This is a genomic window from Saccharopolyspora galaxeae (assembly GCF_016526145.1).
GTDB classification, from domain to species: domain Bacteria; phylum Actinomycetota; class Actinomycetes; order Mycobacteriales; family Pseudonocardiaceae; genus Saccharopolyspora_C; species Saccharopolyspora_C galaxeae.
This window is the reverse complement of record NZ_JADDUE010000001.1, coordinates 398,845-417,938: the sequence shown is the minus strand read 5'-3', so window position 1 is coordinate 417,938 and position 19,094 is coordinate 398,845. Positions and strand designations below refer to the sequence as shown.

The 19,094-nt window shown below is 70.7% G+C and carries 17 protein-coding genes and 1 tRNA gene; 10 read left to right on the top strand and 8 right to left on the bottom strand.

Annotated features, from left to right (window positions below; translation table 11 throughout):
• Positions 1 to 201 precede the first annotated feature (201 nt).
• Both INP57_RS01930 and sp36 read right to left on the bottom strand, forming a co-directional pair.
• Positions 202 to 660, bottom strand: a complete 459-nt coding sequence (locus INP57_RS01930) for a RidA family protein (protein ID WP_200068236.1) — start codon at positions 658 to 660, stop codon at positions 202 to 204.
• Between the two features lie 2 nt (positions 661 to 662).
• Positions 663 to 824, bottom strand: coding sequence for a Sp36 family protein (sp36, locus tag INP57_RS01925; RefSeq protein WP_200068235.1), 162 nt, complete (start codon positions 822 to 824; stop codon positions 663 to 665).
• Between the two features lie 141 nt (positions 825 to 965).
• Here sp36 and INP57_RS01920 point away from each other — a divergent pair, with 141 nt between their 5' ends.
• The 3 genes from INP57_RS01920 to bagB all read left to right on the top strand — a co-directional run bounded on the left by INP57_RS01920 (position 966) and on the right by bagB (position 3,449).
• The gene (locus INP57_RS01920) at positions 966 to 1,217 is read left to right on the top strand and encodes a hypothetical protein (RefSeq protein ID WP_200068234.1); all 252 of its coding nucleotides are present in this window, start codon (positions 966 to 968) and stop codon (positions 1,215 to 1,217) included.
• 88 nt (positions 1,218 to 1,305) lie between these two features.
• Complete coding sequence (bagA, locus tag INP57_RS01915) at positions 1,306 to 2,307, top strand: ATPase BagA (protein WP_200068233.1); 1,002 nt, start codon at positions 1,306 to 1,308, stop codon at positions 2,305 to 2,307.
• The gene (gene bagB / locus INP57_RS01910; protein ID WP_200068232.1) at positions 2,304 to 3,449 is read left to right on the top strand and encodes an ATPase BagB; all 1,146 of its coding nucleotides are present in this window, start codon (positions 2,304 to 2,306) and stop codon (positions 3,447 to 3,449) included. The genes bagA and bagB overlap by 4 nt, the downstream gene beginning before the upstream one ends.
• Before the next feature lie 68 nt (positions 3,450 to 3,517).
• Here bagB and INP57_RS01905 read toward each other — a convergent pair whose 3' ends face one another.
• On the bottom strand, positions 3,518 to 3,817 hold the full coding sequence (locus INP57_RS01905) for a WhiB family transcriptional regulator (protein ID WP_200068231.1): 300 nt from the start codon (positions 3,815 to 3,817) through the stop codon (positions 3,518 to 3,520).
• 214 nt (positions 3,818 to 4,031) lie between these two features.
• Between INP57_RS01905 and INP57_RS01900 the strand changes: the two genes are divergently transcribed.
• The 4 genes from INP57_RS01900 (at position 4,032) to INP57_RS01885 (ending at position 8,512) form a co-directional block, all read left to right on the top strand.
• Positions 4,032 to 6,500 carry a transglycosylase domain-containing protein gene (locus INP57_RS01900; RefSeq protein WP_200068680.1) on the top strand — a complete coding sequence of 823 codons (2,469 nt, stop codon included), beginning with the start codon at positions 4,032 to 4,034 and terminating at the stop codon, positions 6,498 to 6,500.
• A 31-nt stretch (positions 6,501 to 6,531) separates the two neighbouring features.
• Positions 6,532 to 7,317 (top strand): siderophore-interacting protein, encoded by a 786-nt coding sequence (locus tag INP57_RS01895; protein ID WP_307849852.1) that lies wholly within the window; start codon positions 6,532 to 6,534, stop codon positions 7,315 to 7,317.
• Between the two features lie 128 nt (positions 7,318 to 7,445).
• Entirely contained in the window at positions 7,446 to 8,387 is a 942-nt protein-coding gene (locus tag INP57_RS01890) for a metallophosphoesterase (RefSeq protein WP_200068679.1), read from the top strand.
• Between the two features lie 51 nt (positions 8,388 to 8,438).
• Positions 8,439 to 8,512 (top strand) — tRNA-Pro (locus INP57_RS01885).
• A 121-nt stretch (positions 8,513 to 8,633) separates the two neighbouring features.
• Here the strand turns inward: INP57_RS01885 and INP57_RS01880 are convergent.
• Positions 8,634 to 9,119 carry a hypothetical protein gene (locus INP57_RS01880; RefSeq protein WP_200068230.1) on the bottom strand — a complete coding sequence of 162 codons (486 nt, stop codon included), beginning with the start codon at positions 9,117 to 9,119 and terminating at the stop codon, positions 8,634 to 8,636.
• 1,044 nt (positions 9,120 to 10,163) lie between these two features.
• Positions 10,164 to 11,183 carry a hypothetical protein gene (locus INP57_RS01875; RefSeq protein ID WP_200068229.1) on the bottom strand — a complete coding sequence of 340 codons (1,020 nt, stop codon included), beginning with the start codon at positions 11,181 to 11,183 and terminating at the stop codon, positions 10,164 to 10,166.
• Between the two features lie 188 nt (positions 11,184 to 11,371).
• Here INP57_RS01875 and INP57_RS01870 point away from each other — a divergent pair, with 188 nt between their 5' ends.
• Entirely contained in the window at positions 11,372 to 13,216 is a 1,845-nt protein-coding gene (locus INP57_RS01870) for a prolyl oligopeptidase family serine peptidase (protein WP_200068228.1), read from the top strand.
• A gap of 41 nt (positions 13,217 to 13,257) precedes the next feature.
• Here INP57_RS01870 and INP57_RS01865 read toward each other — a convergent pair whose 3' ends face one another.
• A complete protein-coding gene (locus INP57_RS01865) occupies positions 13,258 to 15,066 on the bottom strand; it encodes an ABC transporter ATP-binding protein (RefSeq protein ID WP_200068227.1) in 1,809 nt (602 codons plus the stop codon).
• Between the two features lie 413 nt (positions 15,067 to 15,479).
• Between INP57_RS01865 and INP57_RS01860 the strand changes: the two genes are divergently transcribed.
• Complete coding sequence (locus INP57_RS01860) at positions 15,480 to 16,544, top strand: NADH:flavin oxidoreductase/NADH oxidase (RefSeq protein ID WP_200068226.1); 1,065 nt, start codon at positions 15,480 to 15,482, stop codon at positions 16,542 to 16,544.
• Positions 16,545 to 16,657: 113 nt separating this feature from the next.
• On the opposite strand, the gene INP57_RS01855 is transcribed toward INP57_RS01860, so the two are convergent.
• Positions 16,658 to 17,149, bottom strand: a complete 492-nt coding sequence (locus INP57_RS01855) for a Dps family protein (RefSeq protein ID WP_200068225.1) — start codon at positions 17,147 to 17,149, stop codon at positions 16,658 to 16,660.
• Positions 17,150 to 17,252: 103 nt separating this feature from the next.
• Positions 17,253 to 17,810 carry an NADPH-dependent FMN reductase gene (locus tag INP57_RS01850; RefSeq protein WP_200068224.1) on the bottom strand — a complete coding sequence of 186 codons (558 nt, stop codon included), beginning with the start codon at positions 17,808 to 17,810 and terminating at the stop codon, positions 17,253 to 17,255.
• 158 nt (positions 17,811 to 17,968) lie between these two features.
• Between INP57_RS01850 and INP57_RS01845 the strand changes: the two genes are divergently transcribed.
• Entirely contained in the window at positions 17,969 to 19,066 is a 1,098-nt protein-coding gene (locus INP57_RS01845) for an alpha/beta hydrolase (protein ID WP_200068223.1), read from the top strand.
• The last annotated feature ends 28 nt before the right edge of the window (positions 19,067 to 19,094 follow it).

Below are 19,094 nucleotides of genomic sequence, written 5' to 3'. Positions count from 1 at the left end.
GTTCGGGCGAACCCGATGTAGTCACCCCAAGTAGCGGCGGCCGTAGCGTACTGGGTAGTACGAGCCGTGTGGGGTCCGGCTGGCGAGAAAACGGCGGTCCGCACCGCGGAATACGTCACAGCGCCGGGAAGCGGGCGCGACACAGCTCGGCCCGGCCCGGGAGCAGCTCCCGGACCGGGCCGTGTTCGTGCTGGATCGGGCTCAGCCGACCTCGACGATCATCTCGACTTCGACGGGCGCGCCCACCGGCAGCTCGGCGACGCCGACCGCGGAACGCGCGTGCTGCCCGGCGTCGCCGAAGATCTCCCCGAGCAGCTCGGAAGCGCCGTTGACCACGGCGGGCTGCCCGGAGAAGCCCTCCGCGGAAGCCACGAAACCGACCACCTTCACCACCCGCACGATCGAGTCCAGCCCGACCAGCGCGTCGACGGCGGCCAGCGCGTTGAGCACGCAGGTGCGCGCGTGCCGCTTGGCCTCCTCGGGGTCGATCTCCGCGCCGACCTTGCCCGCCGCGGCCAGCTTGCCCTCCACGAAGGGGACCTGCCCCGATGTGAAGACCTGCGAACCGCTGCGCACCGCGGGCACGTAGGCGGCGACCGGCGCGGCGACCTCCGGCAGTTCGATGCCGAGCTCGGTGAGCCGTTGCTTCCAGGAAGCCATGACTACTCCTTCGGCCGCTTCATGTAGGCGACCATCTGCTCGCCGGTCGGGCCGGGCAGGACGGCGACGAGTTCCCAGCCGTCCTCGCCCCACTGGTCGAGGATCTGCTTGGTCGCGTGGCTCAACAGCGGCACGGTGGAGTACTCCCACTTGGTCATGGTCACCAGCGTAAAGAGCGGGTGTCGCCGCGGCACCGCTGCCCCGGTCCGGCGCGGGTCCCGCAGGCACAGGTCGATATCGGAACGCGACCTCGCCTTCATTCGTTCGCGCCTCATTGATCACCGCATCGGACTAGCTTGCGCGAAGTGGAGGTTTGGCGGATTGTGGCGACCGCGCTGACGATCGCCTTCGGCGCTTTGTTGATCCTGGATGCCGTGGTCGGGATCCGCGGCACCCGCGCACAACGCCGCCCGAAGCGGGCGCGCGCCGCGGTGCAAGGCGGGTTGCTGCTGGTGGTGAGCACCGGGCTGGTCGCGACTGTGCTGCCCGCGACGCTCGTGTGGGCGTTGCTCGCGGCCACCGCGCTGATCATCTCGATCCGGTTCGTGATCGACTGAACCGCTGGACACGGCTCGTGCGACCCGTACGGGAGACGGCCGCCTCCTGCGGGAGACACAGCACGGGCCGCCCACCTACGCTGATCGTGTGACCGAGTGGGACGCCGAACTCAACGACGCCCGGCTGCACGTGGTCAGCGGCAAGGGAGGCACCGGCAAGACCACGGTCGCAGCCGCGCTCGCGCTGGCGCTGGCGACCGGCGGACGCCGGGTGCTGCTGATCGAGGTGGAGGGCAGGCAGGGCATCGCGCAGCTCTTCGACACCGCCCCGCTGCCCTACTCCGAGGAGTCCATCGCGGCCGCGCCGGGCGGCGGCGAGGTGCGGGCGCTGGCCATCGACGCCGAACCGGCGCTGCTGGAGTACCTGTCGATGTTCTACAACCTCGGGTTCGCGGGCCGGACGCTCAAGCGGATGGGCGCCATCGAGTTCGCCACCACGCTCGCGCCCGGCCTCCGCGACGTGCTGTTCACCGGCAAGATCAAGGAATGCGTCGGGCGCACCGACGAGCACGGGCGGCACTTCTACGACGCGGTCGTGGTGGACGCGCCGCCGACCGGGCGGGTGGTGAAGTTCCTGGACGTGACCCGCGCGATGGCCGACCTCGCGAAGGTCGGGCCGATCCGGGGGCACAGCGAAGGCGTGGTCAAGCTGCTGCACTCCGGCGACACGGTGGTGCACCTGGTGAGCCTGCTCGAAGACCTGCCGGTGCGGGAGACCTTGGAGGCCGTCGCGGAACTCGACTCGGCCGAGCTGCGGCCCGGTGCGGTGCTGCTCAACCGGGTCCGCCCGAGCAGGCTGCCCGCTTCGTCCGTACCGGTCGCGGCCACCGGGCAGCTCGACGTCGACCGGTTGCGCACCGGCTTGGACACCGCGGGGCTGCATCCGGACGAGGCGATGCTGCGCGGTCTCGCGGACGAAGCCGCCGAGCACGCGGTGCGCGCCCGCTCCGAGCAGGACGCGGGCGAGCGGCTCGCGGCCGCCGGCCTGCCGACAGTGTCGCTGCCCGAGCTGACCGCCGGGATCGACGTCGCCGAGCTCTACGAACTCGCCGAGATCTTGACCGAGAACGGCGTCGGGAGGCCGCGATGACCGAACCCGCGCGCGACGACCCCGCGCGACTGGACGTCGACGCGCTGCTCGACGATCCGGCGACCAAGACCGTGGTGTGCTGCGGCTCGGGCGGTGTCGGCAAGACGACCACCGCCGCGGCGCTGGCGGTGCGCGCCGCCGAGCGCGGCCGCAAGACCGTGGTGCTCACGATCGACCCGGCGCGCCGGTTGGCGCAGGCGCTCGGGATGCGGGAACTGGGCAACCAGCCGCGGCAGGTGGTGCTGGACGGGTTCGAGCCCGACGGCGACCTCAACGCGATGATGCTGGACATGCGCCGCACCTTCGACGACATGGTGCTCGCGCACGCCGGGCGGGACCGGGCGCAGCAGATCCTGGAGAACCCCTTCTACCAGACCATTTCCACCTCGTTCTCCGGAACGCAGGAGTACATGGCGATGGAGAAGCTGGGCCAGCTCGCCGCTACCGGAAGCTGGGACCTGATCATCGTGGACACCCCGCCGAGCCGATCCGCGCTGGACTTCCTGGACGCGCCGCAGCGGCTGTCCACGGTGCTGGACGGCAAGCTGATCCGGCTGCTGTCCAGCCCGGCCAAGGCGAGCGGCAAGGGCCTGCGCAAGATCGTCGGTGCCGGGTTCGGCATGTTCTCCAAGGCCGTTTCCACCGTGATCGGGGGTCAGCTGCTCGCGGACGCGTCCGCGTTCGTGCAAGCCTTCGACTCGACCTTCGGCGGTTTCCGGGAACGCGCCGAGAACACCTACCAGCTGCTGCGCTCGCCCGGCACGGCGTTCCTGGTGGTCGCCGCGCCCGAACCGGACGCGCTGCGCGAGGCGTCGTTCTTCGTCGAACGGCTCAGCACCGAGAACATGCCGCTGGCCGGGCTGATCGCGAACCGCACGCACCCCGTGTTCGCCGAGCTGACCGGGACGCGCGCGACCACGGCGGCAGAGGAGCTCGAAGCCACCGGGAACGCCGAGCTGGCCGCGGCGGTCCTGCGGGTGCACGCCGACCGCGTCGCGATCGGCGACCGGGAACGCCGGATGCTCGCCCGGTTCACCCGCGCGCACCCGGAGGTGTCGCTGGTGGGCGTACCGGCACTGCCCGCGGACGTGCACGACCTGGGCGGGCTGCGCGAGATCGGGCGGCGACTCGCCGCGGAATGATCATTTCCGCAATTTCCGGTGCGGGCGACCCGGAAAGCGGGCCGCCCGATCCGGCATCCGAGTGAGTTTCAGCCCACCTGGTACTCGTCGATATCCGTGTAGTCCTGACGCGCGGCTTCCAGCAGCTCGCGCCAGTTGCGGACGTCCGGGCGGCGACGCAGTAACGCGCGCCGTTCCCGCTCGGTCATTCCGCCCCAGACCCCGAATTCGATCTTGTTGTCGAGCGCCTCACCGAGGCACTCCGTGCGCACCGGGCAGCCGAAGCAGATCATCCGTGCTTTGCGCTGCTCAGCCCCACGTACGAACAACTGGTCGGGATTCTCGTCCCGGCAAGCGGCGTTAACCCGCCAATCCCCCTGCTCCAACATAAGGTTCCCCCAGCTCCTCACTGGATCGTCGGCGACTTGTTTCGTCCGGAGCCCCCCGGCACCGGATGCTGCGGCGCATGGCGCGCCGCAACGATGCTGTCGCTGGACGTGGACGAACTCTAGATCCTTTCGGTTCCACGGCCAAACAAGGGTTGTCGCTCCGTTATGTTTGACCCTCATCACATCGGGGGGTGTGCCCGGCGACGCCGTGTTGATGTCCGGCACCCGGCTTAGGCTTGCCCGCGTGCGTGTCCGGGACGGGTTGCTGAAGCTGTTCGGTCTGTGCGTGCTGGCGGGAGTCCTGGTCGCGGGGATGCTCTTCCCGATGGCCGGCGCGCTCGGCGTGGTCTCCAACCGCGCAGGCGACGCGGTGAACAACATCTCCGCGGAATTGATGACCCAGCAACCGCCGCTGGCCACGACCATCACCGATCGCGCGGGCACTCCGCTCGCTTACCTGTACGAGCAGAATCGGACCCCGGTCGCGCCGGATGAAATCTCGGATCCGATGAAGGCCGCGATCATCTCCATCGAGGACCGCCGGTTCTACGAGCACCAGGGCGTGGACTGGCCGGGCACGGTGCGCGCGGCGGTCACCAACCAGATGTCCGGTGAGATCGCCCAGGGCGGCTCGACGCTGACCCAGCAGTACGTGAAGAACTACCAGGTGCACGTGACCGCGGCCGACGATCCGGTCAAGCAGGCCAAGGCCGTCGAGCAGACCCCGGCGCGCAAGCTGCGGGAGATCCGGATCGCGCTGCAGCTGGAAAAGCGGCTGCCGAAGGAGGAGATCCTGGCGCGGTACCTGAACGTCGTGCCGTTCGGGCACCAGAGCTACGGGGTCGCCGCCGCGGCGCGCACCTATTTCAACAGCACCCCGGACAAGCTCACGATCCCGCAGTCCGCGCTGCTGGCCGGGATGGTCAACAGCCCCAGCGCCCTGAACCCGGAGACCAACCCGGACGAGGCGCTGGCTCGCCGCAACCTCGTGATCGATGCGATGGAGGCGCAGCAGCGCATCGACGCACCGACCGCCGAGCAAGCGCGCAGGGCGCCGCTGGGCCTGGTGCAGCCGTTGAACTCGCTGCCGAACAACTGCGTCGGAGCGGGCCCCGCGGACGGCTTCTTCTGCAAATACGTCATCGACTATTTGCAGAACGCCGGATTCTCCGAAGAGGAACTGCGGTCCGGCGGCTACACGATCCGCACCACGCTCGATCACAAAGCGACCGGCGCCGCCAAGGCCGCCGCGGAGAAGCACGTGCCGAAGGACACCGAAGGCATCGCGAACGTGATGGCCGTGGTGGAACCGGGCAGCGACAAGCACCGGGTGCGCGCGCTGGTCGCCAATCGCGATTTCGGCAACGACGCGGACAAGGGCCAGACCTCGTACGCGCTGCCCAGCGGCGTGGCGAAGTTCGGCGCCGGGTCGGTCTACAAGGTGTTCACCGCGGCCGCGGCGCTGGAGAAGGGGATGGGAATCCAGAACACCATCCAAGCCCCCGGCACCTACACCTCCAAGGTCTTCCGGAACGGCAGCGCCCCTTACACCGTGGGCAACGCCGAAGGTGTCTCGCCCGGCCCGCGCACCTTGCAGAGGGCGCTGGCGACTTCGCCGAACACTGCGTTCGTGGCGCTGGAGGAGCGAGTGGGGCTGAATCCGACGGTGGACATGGCGACCCGGCTGGGAATGCGCCAAACGCTGCAGCAGTCGAACCTCAGCGGTGATCCGCTGACGCCGAACGGCTCGAACGGGCCGTCGATGGCCGAAGTGGTCAAACAGAAGAAGATCGGCGCGTTCACCCTCGGCTTCGGCCCGACCAGCCCGCTGGAGCTGGCCAACGTCTCCGCCACGTTGATGAGCGGCGGCACCTGGTGCCCGCCGACACCCATCGCCGAGATCACCGACCGGCAGGGCAACCAGGTCAAGATCACCGAAGATCCGTGCGAGCAGGCCGTGGACAAGGAACTGGCGAACGCCATGGTCGTCGGCATGAGCCAGGACGACCAGGCGGGCGGCACCGCGAACGCCGCCGCGCAGGGTGCGGGCTGGAGCAGGCCGATCGCGGGCAAGACCGGCACCACCGAGGCGCACCAGTCGGCCGGTTTCCTCGGCGCCTCGCCGCAATTCGCCGGTGCGGTGCTGACGTTCTCCGACGGCAACCGGCCGCAGGGCATCTGCGACAGCACACCGCCGACGCTGTGCGGGGCCAACGGCGGCAACATCTACGGCGGCAAGGTGCCTGCGCGCACCTGGTTCGACGCGATGAAACCGATCCACGAGGGGCTTCCGGAGATCCCGCTGCCGCCGGTCAACGAGCGCTACAAGAACGGCGGCGACGAGTTCCAGGTGCCGAACGTCGTCGGGCTCGGCGCGGACCGGGCCACGACGTCGCTGGAGAAGGCCGGCTACAAGGTGCAGAAGCGCTCGATCAACAGCGAGCGGCGCAAGGGCTCGGTGACCAGTCAGACGCCGCGCGGTTTCGCGCTGCCCGGCGAGACGGTGACGCTGTCGGTGAGCACCGGCTACGTGCCGCCGCCGTCGACCGCACCGGCCCCGCCTCCCCCTGCTCGGCCACCGGAGGAGCCTGCTCGCCCGCCGGAACAGCCGGAAGAGCCCGCGCCGGGCGGTCCCGCGCCGAATCCTCCCGCCGCGCCGCCGCCGGGGAACTCCCCTCCGTAGCCGACTCGGTCGCTGCCTAGACTCGGCGTTCGTGGTGGACACGCGGGCGAGCATCCGGCGAGTGCGTTCCCGGTACCGGTTGGTCCAGGTCCGGTCGGTGCGGTGGCTGACGCCGCGGATGCTGCGGATGGTGCTCGGCGGCCCGGAGCTGGCGGATTTCGACAGCACCGGCAGCGACCAGCGGATCAAGCTGTGCCTGCCGCGGCCGGGGCGACCGACTCCGCTGGGCCGCGACCGCGCCGAGGTGTTCGCGCTGCCCCGCGAGCAGCAACCTAAGCAGCGGACCTACACGGTGCGCTGGTTCGACCCGGCCGCCCACGAGCTCGCGATCGACTTCGTGGTGCACGAGCACGAGGCGCCGGGCGCGTCCTGGATCTCCACCGCGGCCCCGGGCGACCAGGTGGTGGCGGTCGGGCCGAGCCCGTCCTACGCGCCGGACCCCGCGGCCGATCGGCTCGTGCTCGCCGGGGACGAGACCGCGTTGCCCGCCATGCTGGCGATGGTCGGCGAGCTGCCCCCGCAGGCCCGCGTTCAGGTGTTCGCCGAAGTCGCCGACGCCGCCGAAGAACAGCAAGTGCGGACCGAAGCGGACGTCTCGTGGACCTGGCTGCACCGCGAAGGCGTCGCGGCCGGGCGGAGCACGCTGCTCGAAGACGCGGTTCGCGCGGCGGACCTGGGGCCGCGCCCGGACGTGTGGGCCGGTGCCGAATCCACGGCCGTGCAGCGCATCCGCGAGCACTGCCAGGACGTGCTCGGGCTGGACCGGCGCCGGGTTTACGCGCTGGCGTACTGGCGGCTGGACGCCGCCGGGCCCTGACCCTCGACGGGACGTCGATTTACCTGGTCACAGCGCCGGAAAGGGCGGTTGGCGGCGCGGCCCATCCCGGGCGTCGCGGGCCTGCCACCGGCCGTAGGCTGGATGGCGTGAACAAGTTGGGTCGGATCATGCTCGCCGGTGGCGCGGTCGGTGCCGCCACCTTCGGATACGCCGCCGGTGTGGAACGCAGCCACTGGACGCTACGGCGCGCGGAGATTCCCGTGCTGGCCGAAGGCGCCCCCGAACTACGCGTGCTGCACATCTCCGACCTGCACATGCTGCCGAACCAGCGCTCCAAGCAGCGCTGGGTGGCCGCGCTGGACGAACTCGCCCCAGACCTGGTCGTCAACACCGGCGACAACCTGGCGCACCCGCAGGCGGTGCCCGCCGCGCTGCGCGCACTGGGCTCGCTGCTGGACCGGCCGGGCCTGTTCGTGTTCGGCAGCAACGACTACTACGGGCCGAAGCCGAAGAACCCCGCGCGCTACCTGCTGCCGTCGGCGAAGACCAAGCGCATCCACGGCGACCCGCTGCCGTGGCGGGATCTGCGCGCGGCGATGACCGAGCGCGGCTGGCTCGACGTGACGCACCGTTGGAGCGACCTGGAAGTCAACGGAGTGCGCATCCACGTCGCCGGGCTCGACGACCCGCACCTCAAGCGGGACAAGTACTCGAAGATCGCGGGCGCGCCCGCGCACGACGCCCACCTGCGGCTGGGCCTGACGCACTCGCCCGAGCCGCGGGTGCTGGACGCGTTCGCCGACGACGACTACGACCTCGTGCTGGCCGGGCACACCCACGGCGGCCAGCTGCGGCTGCCGGGCTACGGCGCGCTGGTCACCAACTGCGAGCTGGACCGCGCGCGGGCGCGCGGCGCATCGACGTGGGGCGAGCGGATGCACCTGCACGTCTCGGCCGGTCTGGGCACCTCGCCGTACGCGCCGGTGCGCTTCGCCTGCCCGCCGGAGGCGACGCTGTTGACGCTGGTCCCGCGTTCGCGCGCCGGGTCGGCCGAGTCGGCGGCCGCGGTCGGCAGCCCCCCTTCCGGAGCGCGCACGAACATCCGCTAGACTTTTTCGCGGCGGTCGGACAGGGACCCGATAAGTCCACCGCCGGAAGATCGGGGTGTGGCGCAGGTTGGGAGCGCGCTTCGTTCGGGTCGAAGAGGTCGTGGGTTCAAATCCCGCCACCCCGACAAGTAAAGGGCCTGGTCAGGACTCCACAAGGAGTTCCGGCCAGGCCCTTTCTCATGTCCGGACCGCGTCTTGCACCGGGCACGGAGACTCCTACAGCACGTGGCCCTGCTCGTTCTGGCGCTAGCCGAGTTGGGCGCGGATCTCGGGGAGCAGGTTCTCGCTGAACGCCTGCTTCAACCGCTGCTTCGCCTTGTCGAGCAGCAGTGCCTTGAGCGGGTCCAGGCAGTGCTGCACGACCGCCGGATGGCGGGCCGGGGATTTGCACAACAGGACCGCGAGCGTCCGCAGCGCGGGCAGCAGCGTGGCGGCTTGCTCGATCCCGCCGAGGCCGAGTGCTTCGGTGAGGCGTTTCCAGAGCTGCTTCGTGCACGCGGCGACGACCTTGGTGGGAATTTTGCGCCCGCTCGCATTGACCACCTTGTCGAGCCGCTTTCCCACCACCTGCGGAACCGCGTCCCAGGCGCGCTTCGCCTCCTCGATCACCACGACGAGCTGCACGAGCAGTTCACACCAGAAGTGATCCGCCATCGCCGTGCGAGTGTCGACGCCCAGCGGTCCGATCTCCCGCTCAACCTGGGCAAGGACCTGGCCGAGCAGCTCGCCCACTGCTTCTACCCGATCCACATCGGTGCGGGCGGTCGCGAGCTTCCGGTTGGTGTTGTCCTCTCGTTCCCGAGTCGTGGCATCGACCGTTGCATCATGCGGAGCCGAACTCGATGGAGGCTCTGCGGGGGCGTGCGGAGGTTCCTCCTGCTCTCCAACGGAATTCGTGGTGGCGTGCAGTTCATCGCGGAGTGCCCGGAGCACGTGATCGCGTGCGGTATTCACCGCAGCACGCTTGTGGTTCATCGTCGATCGGGACCGGTTCTTCCCTGCAGCGGCGTGGTCTTCAGCAGCGTCCCAGCGACAGTCGGCTCGTTGCCGAAATTCGTCGAGAGCATCGGGAGATCGGTCACGGATTAGCGAGATGGCGCCGGGCCAGCCGTGCTGGGAGCCTCCGCACTGGCACTCGCAGGTATCGCCACCGGCACGTTGACAGTTGGACGGATGCGTCAATTTTCCTCCAGGGCGCGGAAGAAGAGCCGCTGAAAACGCATGCTTCCCGGCAGCGTGGTCTTGATCTACCGCTGGTCCAGCGAAACTCGCTGCGTCGCGATGCTGGTCTTGCGCTTGTCCGTGCGGGTCGTCCGATGCGTTCGGACGGTGGTAGGCGCTGACCCGGTGTGCCGATGCCCGCTGCCGAACGGGGGACGTGAGTTCCGGTGCGCTGCTCCGTGCCGACGAACGCGCGTCAACGGCGCGCTCAGGGTTGGAGGTTCGGCGTCAACGTTGCGTCAGGGGTTTGGTGGGTGGCCTGGACTGGGCTGGGGATGTCCGGCTCGCGAGCCGGAGGGCGGCGATGGTCGAGTGGTTGCGGGCGCCCGGTGCGCTTGCGGTCATGCAGGTTCGACCTTGGGAGCGTTGAGACAACGCTCCGAGATCAACATCAGCGCACGGCTAGCAAATTCCGCGAGAAGTTCTGACCAGGCCGTCTCCTGTTCCAGGATTCCGCAGGGAGAAGGCGGGGAGCCGTTCTCGATGATCGGCTCCCCGCCTCGGAGACCACGGTGGAACGCGGTGGTCCGGTAACGGCCCCTGCTCGGACAGCCGTCAGGAGCAGGTCCAGGACACCGGCTTGGACGGCCCGCGCGAGAGCAACGCGGTGCCGCCGATCACGCTGCCGTCCGGACTGATCGAGCTCGCGGAGAGATCCCAGTTGTTGATCCCCGGCAGCGGAACCTGCTGTCCATCGGCGAACAGGGTTGCCGTTGCCGCCCTGCCCTCGCTGTCCCGCCTGGCCGCGGCGACCCAGCCCTGTTCGTTGATCGCCCCCGAGTCGAAGATCGTGTTCGGGATGACCTCGGCCGTGCCGGTGTCCAGGTTCCAGCGGATCTCGCCGCTGCTGCCGGAACCGATCACCCACGGGCCGTTGATCTGGTGGGCCTCCAAGTGCTCGTTCGCGGGGATGCCTTCCGGCCGCGGCAGCGCCGCGGAGGTGCCGTCCGGCCGCCAGACGAAGCCGTTGGTCGGGGCGCCCGGAGTCTCGCCCGCGACCGTGCCGACCGCCGTGCCGTCCGCGGCGACGTCCTCGGCGACGCCGGGTGGTCCGGGCAGGTCGACCGGCTGGTCGGCGCCGGGTTCCCAGCTGACCGGGATCTCGCCCGCTGCGTCGCTGCGGAACCCGACGATCTGCCCGGCGTCGTTGATGCCGCGCGGCGTCACGTGGCCGGGCAGCACGCGGACCTCGCCGTCGCGGTAGACGTACGGACGGCGTTCGCCGTACTCGTCGAAGATCCCGCCCACGGCGACGCCGTCGGAGTTCACGTCTTCCAGCCGGTCCGGCAGGTTCCCGGGCGTTTCCAGGATCTCGCCGTCCCGCCACACGACGTGGATCAGGTCGGTCGGCGTGGCGCCCTCGACGGTGCCGACCAGTGTGCGGCCGTCCGGGCTGCCGCCGCTGACGTTCCCCTTGGTCGCGTCGGGCGGCATCGGCAATTCGTGGATCCGGCACTCGGCGGGCGCGGCGGCCTGCGGCTCGGCGACCGCGGGCACCGGTGCCAGCGCGACCGACCCGGCGAGCACGCCGCCCAACGCGACCAGCCTGGGCAGAGTCGTTGCTTTGGAGACCAATGCAGCTCCCTCGTGTTGTTGCGCGGACCTGAAGTGGACGATGAGCGCCGAGCCGAAGTCGCCCGCTGCCGCGGCGCGGGCGAGCTGCGTCGGGAAACCCTTCACCGGGTACGCCGCGGATTCCGCCGAGGGCGATCCGCGCCCCTGGGGGCGGCGACCTGTCGGACGGATCGGGCAGGATCGGTGGGGTGAGCACCTACCCTGACGCGAAGATCCCGGAAGAGCTGTTCGACGACGCCGAGCTGGAGCGGCGCTGGCGGGCGCGGTTCAGCGCGCCGCGCGTGTCCCTGCCGGACTGGGCGCGCGACGCCCCGGCGCGCAGCCTGTACGTCTCCAACAGCAGCGGAACCTGGGAGCTCTACGCCTGGGACCGGGACTCCGGCGAACACCGGCAGGTCACCGACCGGCCGAACGGCACCTTCCACGGCACCTTGTCCGCGGACGGGACGCGGGTGTGGTGGTTCGACGACACCGACGGCGACGAGTTCGGCAAGTGGGTCAGCGAGGACTTCACCTACGGCGGCGAGAAGCCGGCCGAGGCGGTGCCGGGCACGCACGCCGGCTACCCGGCCGGGCTGGCGCTCGGGCCGACCGTGACCGGGATCGGGATGTCCACCGACGACGGCGTCACGATCTGGGTGTCGAAGCACGGCGCGAGCCCGGAAGTCGTCTACGAGCACGAGCAGGACGGCGGTCTTTCCGCGCTGTCCTGGGACGAGTCGCTGCTGGTGCTGTCGCACTCGGAGCACGGCGACAGCAGGCACCCGGCGCTGCGGGTGCTGCGGGTGTCCGACGCGGCGACCGTCGCCGAGAAGTACGACGGGCCGGGCAAGGGCCTGGACGCGCTGGACTTCGCGCCGGTGAGCGGGGATCCCCGGCTGCTGGTGCTGCACGAGCGGCACGGCCGCGAAGAGCTGCTGATCTGGGACGTGCTCGCGGACACCGAGCAGGAGCTCGACCTCGGACTGCCCGGTGAGGTCTCCGCGGACTGGTACCCGGACGGTTCGGCGCTGCTGATCGCGCACACCCATCGGGCGCGCACCACGATGCACCGCTACGACCTGGCTTCTGGCGAGCTGACCGACCTGTCGACCCCGGCCGGGACGGTCGGCAACGCCTCGGTGCGACCGGACCGGTCGGTGGAGTACTCGTGGTCGTCGGCCGCGACGCCGGGGCTGGTGCGCACGCTGACCGCGGACGGCGAGGACCGCGTGCTGCTGACGCCTCCCGGGGAGCGGGCGCCCGGTTCGCAGCCGGTCGGCGACGTGTTCGTGGAAGTGCCGTACGGGCCGAACGAGACCGTGCACGCGCTGGTATCCCGCCCGGAAAACTCCGGGGACGAGCCGTTGCCCACGGTGTTCAACCTGCACGGTGGGCCGCACGCGGCCGACGAGGACCGGTTCTCGTCGTACCGGGCGGCGTGGCTGGACGCGGGCTTCGCCGTGGTGGAGATCAACTACCGGGGTTCGACCGGTTACGGCTCGGCTTGGCGGGACGCCATCGAGGGACGTCCGGGGCTGACCGAGCTGGCCGACGTCGCCAGGGTGCACGACTGGGCCGTCGCGGAAGGGCTCACCACGCCAGCGTTGAGCGTGGTCGCCGGAGCTTCGTGGGGCGGCTACCTGACGTTGCTGGCGCTGGGCACGCAACCGCAGCGGTGGGCGGGCGGCGTGGCCGGGGTGCCGGTGGCGGACTACGTCTCGGCCTACGCCGATGAGATGGAGCCGTTGCGCGCCTACGACCGCGCGTTGTTCGGCGGCTCGCCGGAGGACGTCCCCGCGGTGTACCGGGACTGCTCGCCGCTGACCTACGTCGACGAGGTCCGCGCGCCGGTGCTGGTGCTGGCCGGGGACAACGATCCGCGCTGTCCGCTCCGGCAGATCCTGAACTACCTGGACCGGCTGTCCGCGCGGCAGGTGCCGTTCGAGTTCTACCGCTACGACGCCGGACACGGTTCGCTGGTGGTGGCCGAGACGCTGCGCCAGGTTTCCGCGGAGATCCACTTCGCGCAGCGGGCCGTCGGGCTGGCTTGATCGCACCGGGGCCGCCGGTCAGCCCGGCGGCCCCGGCACCTTCATCGGTGCCGCGCGTGCAGCGGATCGGTGAGCCCCGCAGGCCACGGCGGGCGGAGCCGGACCGTGGGGGTCTCGTCGGGACCGGCATCCGATGCCGTCGGCTCCTGCTGAACCGGCGCGTTCCCGGCAGCGTTCGTGCCTTGCCCGCGCAGCCGCACGATCCGGTCGGCCAGTTCGGCGAGATCAGGATCGTGGCTGATCAGCAAGGTCGTGCGGGTGCGGGCGAGCCGCCGCAGCGGGGCGAGGACGTTGCGCTTGGACTCCTGGTCCAGTCCGTTGGTCGGTTCGTCCAGCACCAGCACTGGAGCACGGCGCAGCACGGCGCGGGCGATGGCGATCCGTCTGCGCTGGCCGCCGGAAAGCAGCGCTCCGCGCTCGCCGAGCACCGTGTCGTAGCCGTCCGGCAAGGCCCGGACGAACTCGTCGGCGTCGGCTTCCTGAGCCGCTGCGACGACGTCGGCCCGAGACGCCCCTGGCGCGGCGAACGCGATGTTGTCCGCGACCGTTCCGTGCAGCACGTCGGCTTCCTGCGGCACGTAGGCGATCTGGTCGCGAACCTCGTGCAGCGGGAGCCGGGGCAATTCCACGCCGTCCAGCAGCACCCGGCCCGCGCCCGGGTCGTAGAACCGCAGCAGCAGCCTCGCCAGCGTCGATTTCCCGGCTCCGCTGGGGCCGGTGACCAGCACGAACTCTCCCGGCCGGACGTGCAGCCGGAAGTCGCGAAGCGCAGCCCGGCCCGCGCCCGGGTAGCCGAAACCGACCCGGTCGAACTCGATCGCCCGCCCCGCGGGGCGCCGCGGCGGCAACGACACGCCGCTGGGCGCGTCGGCCACCGCCGGTTGCGCGTCCATGAGCTCGATCAACCGCTCCGAACCGGCGCGCGCGGCGGTCACCGCCATGGTGATCCGGCCGAGGTCCTGCAGCGGCGGGTACAGGTAGCCGATGTAGGCGGCGAACGCCATCAGGCCGCCGATGCTGATGCGCTGCGCCGAGATCTCCCACACGCCGACGCCGATCACCAGCAGCACGCACCCCGTCTCGACAATCGTGACCAGCGGCGGGTACAGCGCGGACAGCCGCGCCTCGGTAATCTTCGCGCGGAACCAGCGCATCGAGGCGGCGTGCAGCTCGGCGGATTTGCGCGGCTGCTGGTTCGCGGCCTGCACCAGCTCGATGTGCCCGAGTCCTTCTTCGACGACCGTGCTCAGCTCGCCATTGCCCGCCCGCTCGTCCCGCGACGCCGACCTGATCCGGTTCGCGAAGCTACGCGCCACCAGCCAGAAAACCGGCGCGAGCGCGAACGAAAGCAGCGCCAGGTCCCAGCGCAGGTACAGCGCGGCGCCCGCGTAGAGGACCACGCTGAACATCGCGGTGACGGTCTCGACCATGCCGGATGCGACGAGCCGTTCCACCGCCTCCACGTCCCCGGAGAGCCGCGAGACCAGATCGCCCAGTTTGCTGCGCGCGAAGAAATCCGGGGAAAGCCGCTGCAAATGCGCGAAGACGTGCGCGCGCAACCGCACCAGGAAACGTTCGGCCGCCCGCGCGGAAAAGTAGGAGCCGCCGAAGGAGGCCGCTGCGCCGACCGCCGCGATCGCCAGCCAGGACAGGCCCGGCGCCCAGAACTCCGCCAACCTGCCGGTCGCCAGCGCGTCGTCGGTGATCAGCATGAACATCCAGATGCCCGCGGTGTCGGCCAGCGCGGAGATCACCAGCAGCACCGCAGCGACCAGCAGGCCACCGCGCTCCGGGCGCAGGAACGGCCGGAAGCGGGCGAAAACCTCGCGAATTCCCGGCGCAGCGCTCATCTCGGTCCTTCCCGCTGCCCCGGCGGGCCGGTGCTGAACCGACCGGCCCGCCGAGGATCAACTCACTTGTGCGGCGGCCGGCCCGGCTCCGGCTTCGGGGGCTTCGGCGGCTTGGGCGGGCGCGGCTTGCCTGGGACCGGAACGGGGAAACCCATTTGCGACCTCCTGGTCGAATCGAATCACATTTGGCCGGGCCGTTTCGGCGCCGACTGGAATCAACCTACCGAGCATTTCGGAACGGATTCGACGGAAAATATCCGGAAATCCACTGGGAAGCTCCTGGACGAATTCCCGCGTCCGGCCGGGCTGCCGATTTCCCAGCGGGCGCACACCGTTCTACGAGGAAGTTCCCAGCCGCTGTGAGCTGCCGTACAACAGGAATAAACCCCTGCGCAGCCGGGTTGTTGCGAAATATGAGTCACCTGTTCGAGCCGCTGAAGCTGCGCGATGTCGCCATCCCCAACCGGGTGTGGGTCTCGCCCATGTGCCAGTACTCCGCGATCGACGGCGTGCCCGGCGATTGGCACTTCGTCCACCTCGGCCAGTTCGCCACCGGCGGTGCGGGCCTGGTCATGGCCGAGGCCAGCGCGGTCGCCCCGGAAGGCCGGATCAGCCCCGCCGACGCCGGGTTGTGGAACGACGAGCAGGCCACCGCGTGGCGGCGGATCACCGACTTCCTGCACCAGCAGGGCTCGACGGCCGCCGTCCAGCTCGCGCACGCGGGACGCAAAGCTTCCACGGAGGCTCCGTGGGACGGCGGCGCGAGCGTTCCCGAATCAGCGGGCGGCTGGCGCACGATCAGCTCCACCGACGCCGCCTTCGGCGAGCTGGCCGCTCCGCGGGCGTTGACCGAGGCGGAGGTCGCGGCGCTGCCCGAGCAGTTCGCCGCCTCCGCCCGCCGCGCCGAAGCCGCCGGGTTCGACGCGGTGGAGCTGCACTTCGCGCACGGCTACCTGGCGCATCAGTTCTACTCACCGCTGATCAACGACCGCACCGACCGCTACGGCGGCGACTTCGCCGGCCGGGTGCGGGCGCCGCTGGAGATCGTGGACGCGGTGCGCGCGGTGTGGCCGCAGGAGCGGCCGCTGCTGGTGCGGATCTCCGCGACCGACTGGGTGGACGGCGGCTGGACCGGCGAGGATTCGGTGCGGCTGGCGAAACTGCTGGCCGAGCGGGGTGTGGACCTCGTCGACGCCTCGACCGGCGGCGCGGTGCCGGACGCCCGGATTCCCGTCGGTGCGGGTTACCAGGTCCGGTTCGCCCGCCAGGTCCGCGCGGAGGCCGGAGTGCCGACCGGCGCGGTCGGCCTGATCACCTCGCCGGAGCAGGCCGAGGAGGTCGTCTCCTCCGGCTCGGCGGACGCGGTGCTGCTGGCGCGGGAACTGCTGCGCGACCCGCACTGGCCGTTGCACGCCGCGGACCGGCTGCACGCGGACAACATCTGGCCCCGCCAGTACGGGCGCGCCCGCCGCGCCTGACGAACCGGGGCGCCGGACCCCTCTACCCCGATGGACGGGGTGAACGTCCCCCGACCGCGAACACGAACGTCCCGCCGGCAGTGGTGCGCCGGCGGGACGTTCGTGCGCGCGAGTCAGGCTTCGGCGAGCTGGGCCTGCCACATCCAGTGCGTCTTCTCCAGCTCCTGCGCGATGCTGATCAGCATGTCCTGGGTGACCAGGTCCGTCTTGTCGGTCTCGTCGATCCGGCCGCGCATCCGCCGGATGATCTTCTCCAGCGACTCGACGACCGCCTCGATCACGTCGCGGTCCTGGCGCCAGCCCTTCTCGAAGGTGGGCACGCCGGAACCCTCGGCGACCGTGGAGGCGCGCCCGTCCGGTGGGACGCCGAGCGAAGCGGCCCGTTCCGCGACGTCGTCGGCGAATCCGCGCGCGGCGCTGACCAGCTCGTCCAGCTGGAGGTGCACGGTGCGGAACGACCGGCCGACGACGTTCCAGTGCGCCTGCTTGGCGACCAGGTGCAGGTCGATCATGTCGAGCAGGGTGCCTTGCAGCGCCTTGCCGGTGATGTCCTGCTCCGCATCGCCCAGCGGGCTCGTGACCGGAGCCTTCGACTTGTCGCCCATGAGGTACCTCCTCGTGCTCGGGTGCGCAGTCGGTTCAGGAAACGCACCCGTGGGGTACCCGAGCGGGGCCGGAAAATCACTCGCCGGCGCGGACGGAATCGAATCAGCGGTGCCGCTGCGCGAACTCGACGACCTGTTCACCGATGGTGCGCAGGGTTTCGGCGACCTTCGCGTCGGAGCACTCGCCGTCCGGGCCGAAGCGGGTCTCGGTGGAGTTCACCGCGGCGCCCAGCGGCGTAGGCCACCCGCGCAACGCGTGCACCACCGACCGCAACGCGTGCAAGGTGCTCACGGTTGCCTGCCAGCCGTAGGCGGTTCCGACGCAGCCGACGGCCCGTCCGTCCAGGTAGGGCGGATCGTCGCCGCGCAGGTCCTCGACGTAGTCCAGCGCGTTCTTCATCAGCCCGGAGATCGTGCCGTGGTAACCGGGCGAGGCCAGCACGACGCCGTCCGCGGTGCGCAACGCCCGCACCAGCTGTCCGGCCGCGGGAACGCGCTGCGGGTCCTCCGGGTCGTAGAACGGCAGCACCAGGTCGTCGCCGCCGATCGCCTGCACCTTCGCGCCGGCCGCCTGGGCGCCTGCGAGCACGACGTGCATCGCCCGCTCGGACTGCGAACCCGGTCGCATCGAGCCGCCGAGGCCCACCACGGTCACCGTCATACGTCGATCCTTCCCTCGCAGCGGCGTACCGCTGGCGGCTCGCGATTCACGCTACGACTTGCAGCCAGCTCAAGGTCAAGGTGCGAAGCGGTGTCCCCGAACACGCCTACTTGTGAGTAGCCTCGGGTTCGCGTGTTCACCGTCCGGAAGGTTCCGCCATGTCGATAGCCACCGCCGCGCTCAGCTCCGCCCCGGCCACCCGCGTGCTGGGAGCCGGGTTGCACACCGTGTTCGCGCTGCCGCGCCCGATCCGCCGGGCCATCGCGGGCACGCCGCTGCGGATGGACGGGCAAGAGCTGGCGCTGGACGCGCAACTGCTGCTGAAGCTGCAGAAGCTCACCGGAAGCACCCAGCTGTCCGCGCCGACCGCGCAGCTCGCACGCGCGATGATGACCAAGTCGCACGGGATCGTGGAACGCACCGAGATCAGCGGTGTCTCGGTGGGCGACCGGCGCATCCCCACGCCTTCCGGCGAACTCGCAGCCCGGCTGTACCGGCCGCAGCACGTGCACGATCCGAGCGGGCTGCTGGTGTTCTTCCACGGCGGCGGCTGGGTCGTCGGCGATCTGGACACCCACGACGACCTGTGCCGATACCTCGCCAAGAACGCCGGAACGCGGGTGCTGTCGGTGGACTACCGGCTCGCGCCCGAGCACCCGTTCCCCGCCGCGTTCGACGACGCGATGGCGTCCTGGCGGTACGCGGTGGACAAGGCGACCGAACTCGGCACCCGGCCGGAGTGGATCGCCGTCGGCGGGGACAGCGCGGGCGGGAACCTCGCCGCGTCCGTGGCCTACCAGGCCACCCGCGAAGGCGGGACGAAACCGGCTTTCCAGCTGCTGCTGTACCCGGCGGTGGACGCGACGGTCCGCAGGCGCTCGCGGGAGGTGTTCGGCGATCTGAACCTGATCCTCAGCGACGCCGACATGACCTGGTTCCTGGACCAGTACGTGCCGGAGATGGATCGGCGCAGCGACGTGCGGCTGTCGGTGCTGCTGGCCGAAGACCTCGCCGGGCTGCCGCCCGCGCACGTGGTCACCGCCGGGTTCGACCCGCTGCGGGACGAAGGCGAGGAGTACGCGCGGCGGCTCACCGAAGCCGGCGTCCCGGTCGTCGCGCGCCGGTTCGACGACCTCGTGCACGGATTCGCGAACCTGCGCCAAGCCGGGACGCGGTTCAACGAGGCGTGCAGCGAGATCGCCGGGACGCTGCGAGCCGGACTCGCGCTGGGCGAGCCGGTCGACTCCGTTCCCTGAGTCCGCGGCGGTCGAGCGGCACCTGAGC

Coding starts and splice junctions, on each gene's coding strand:
- INP57_RS01850 (WP_200068224.1), bottom strand. CDS start 17,810: ATGACGGTGACCGTGGTGGGCCTCGGCGGCTCGATGCGACCGGGTTCG.
- INP57_RS01900 (WP_200068680.1), top strand. CDS start 4,032: ATGTCCGGCACCCGGCTTAGGCTTGCCCGCGTGCGTGTCCGGGACGGG.
- INP57_RS01860 (WP_200068226.1), top strand. CDS start 15,480: ATGAGTCACCTGTTCGAGCCGCTGAAGCTGCGCGATGTCGCCATCCCC.
- INP57_RS01865 (WP_200068227.1), bottom strand. CDS start 15,066: ATGAGCGCTGCGCCGGGAATTCGCGAGGTTTTCGCCCGCTTCCGGCCG.
- INP57_RS01845 (WP_200068223.1), top strand. CDS start 17,969: ATGTCGATAGCCACCGCCGCGCTCAGCTCCGCCCCGGCCACCCGCGTG.
- bagB (WP_200068232.1), top strand. CDS start 2,304: ATGACCGAACCCGCGCGCGACGACCCCGCGCGACTGGACGTCGACGCG.
- INP57_RS01890 (WP_200068679.1), top strand. CDS start 7,446: ATGCTCGCCGGTGGCGCGGTCGGTGCCGCCACCTTCGGATACGCCGCC.
- INP57_RS01930 (WP_200068236.1), bottom strand. CDS start 660: ATGGCTTCCTGGAAGCAACGGCTCACCGAGCTCGGCATCGAACTGCCG.
- INP57_RS01905 (WP_200068231.1), bottom strand. CDS start 3,817: ATGTTGGAGCAGGGGGATTGGCGGGTTAACGCCGCTTGCCGGGACGAG.
- INP57_RS01855 (WP_200068225.1), bottom strand. CDS start 17,149: ATGGGCGACAAGTCGAAGGCTCCGGTCACGAGCCCGCTGGGCGATGCG.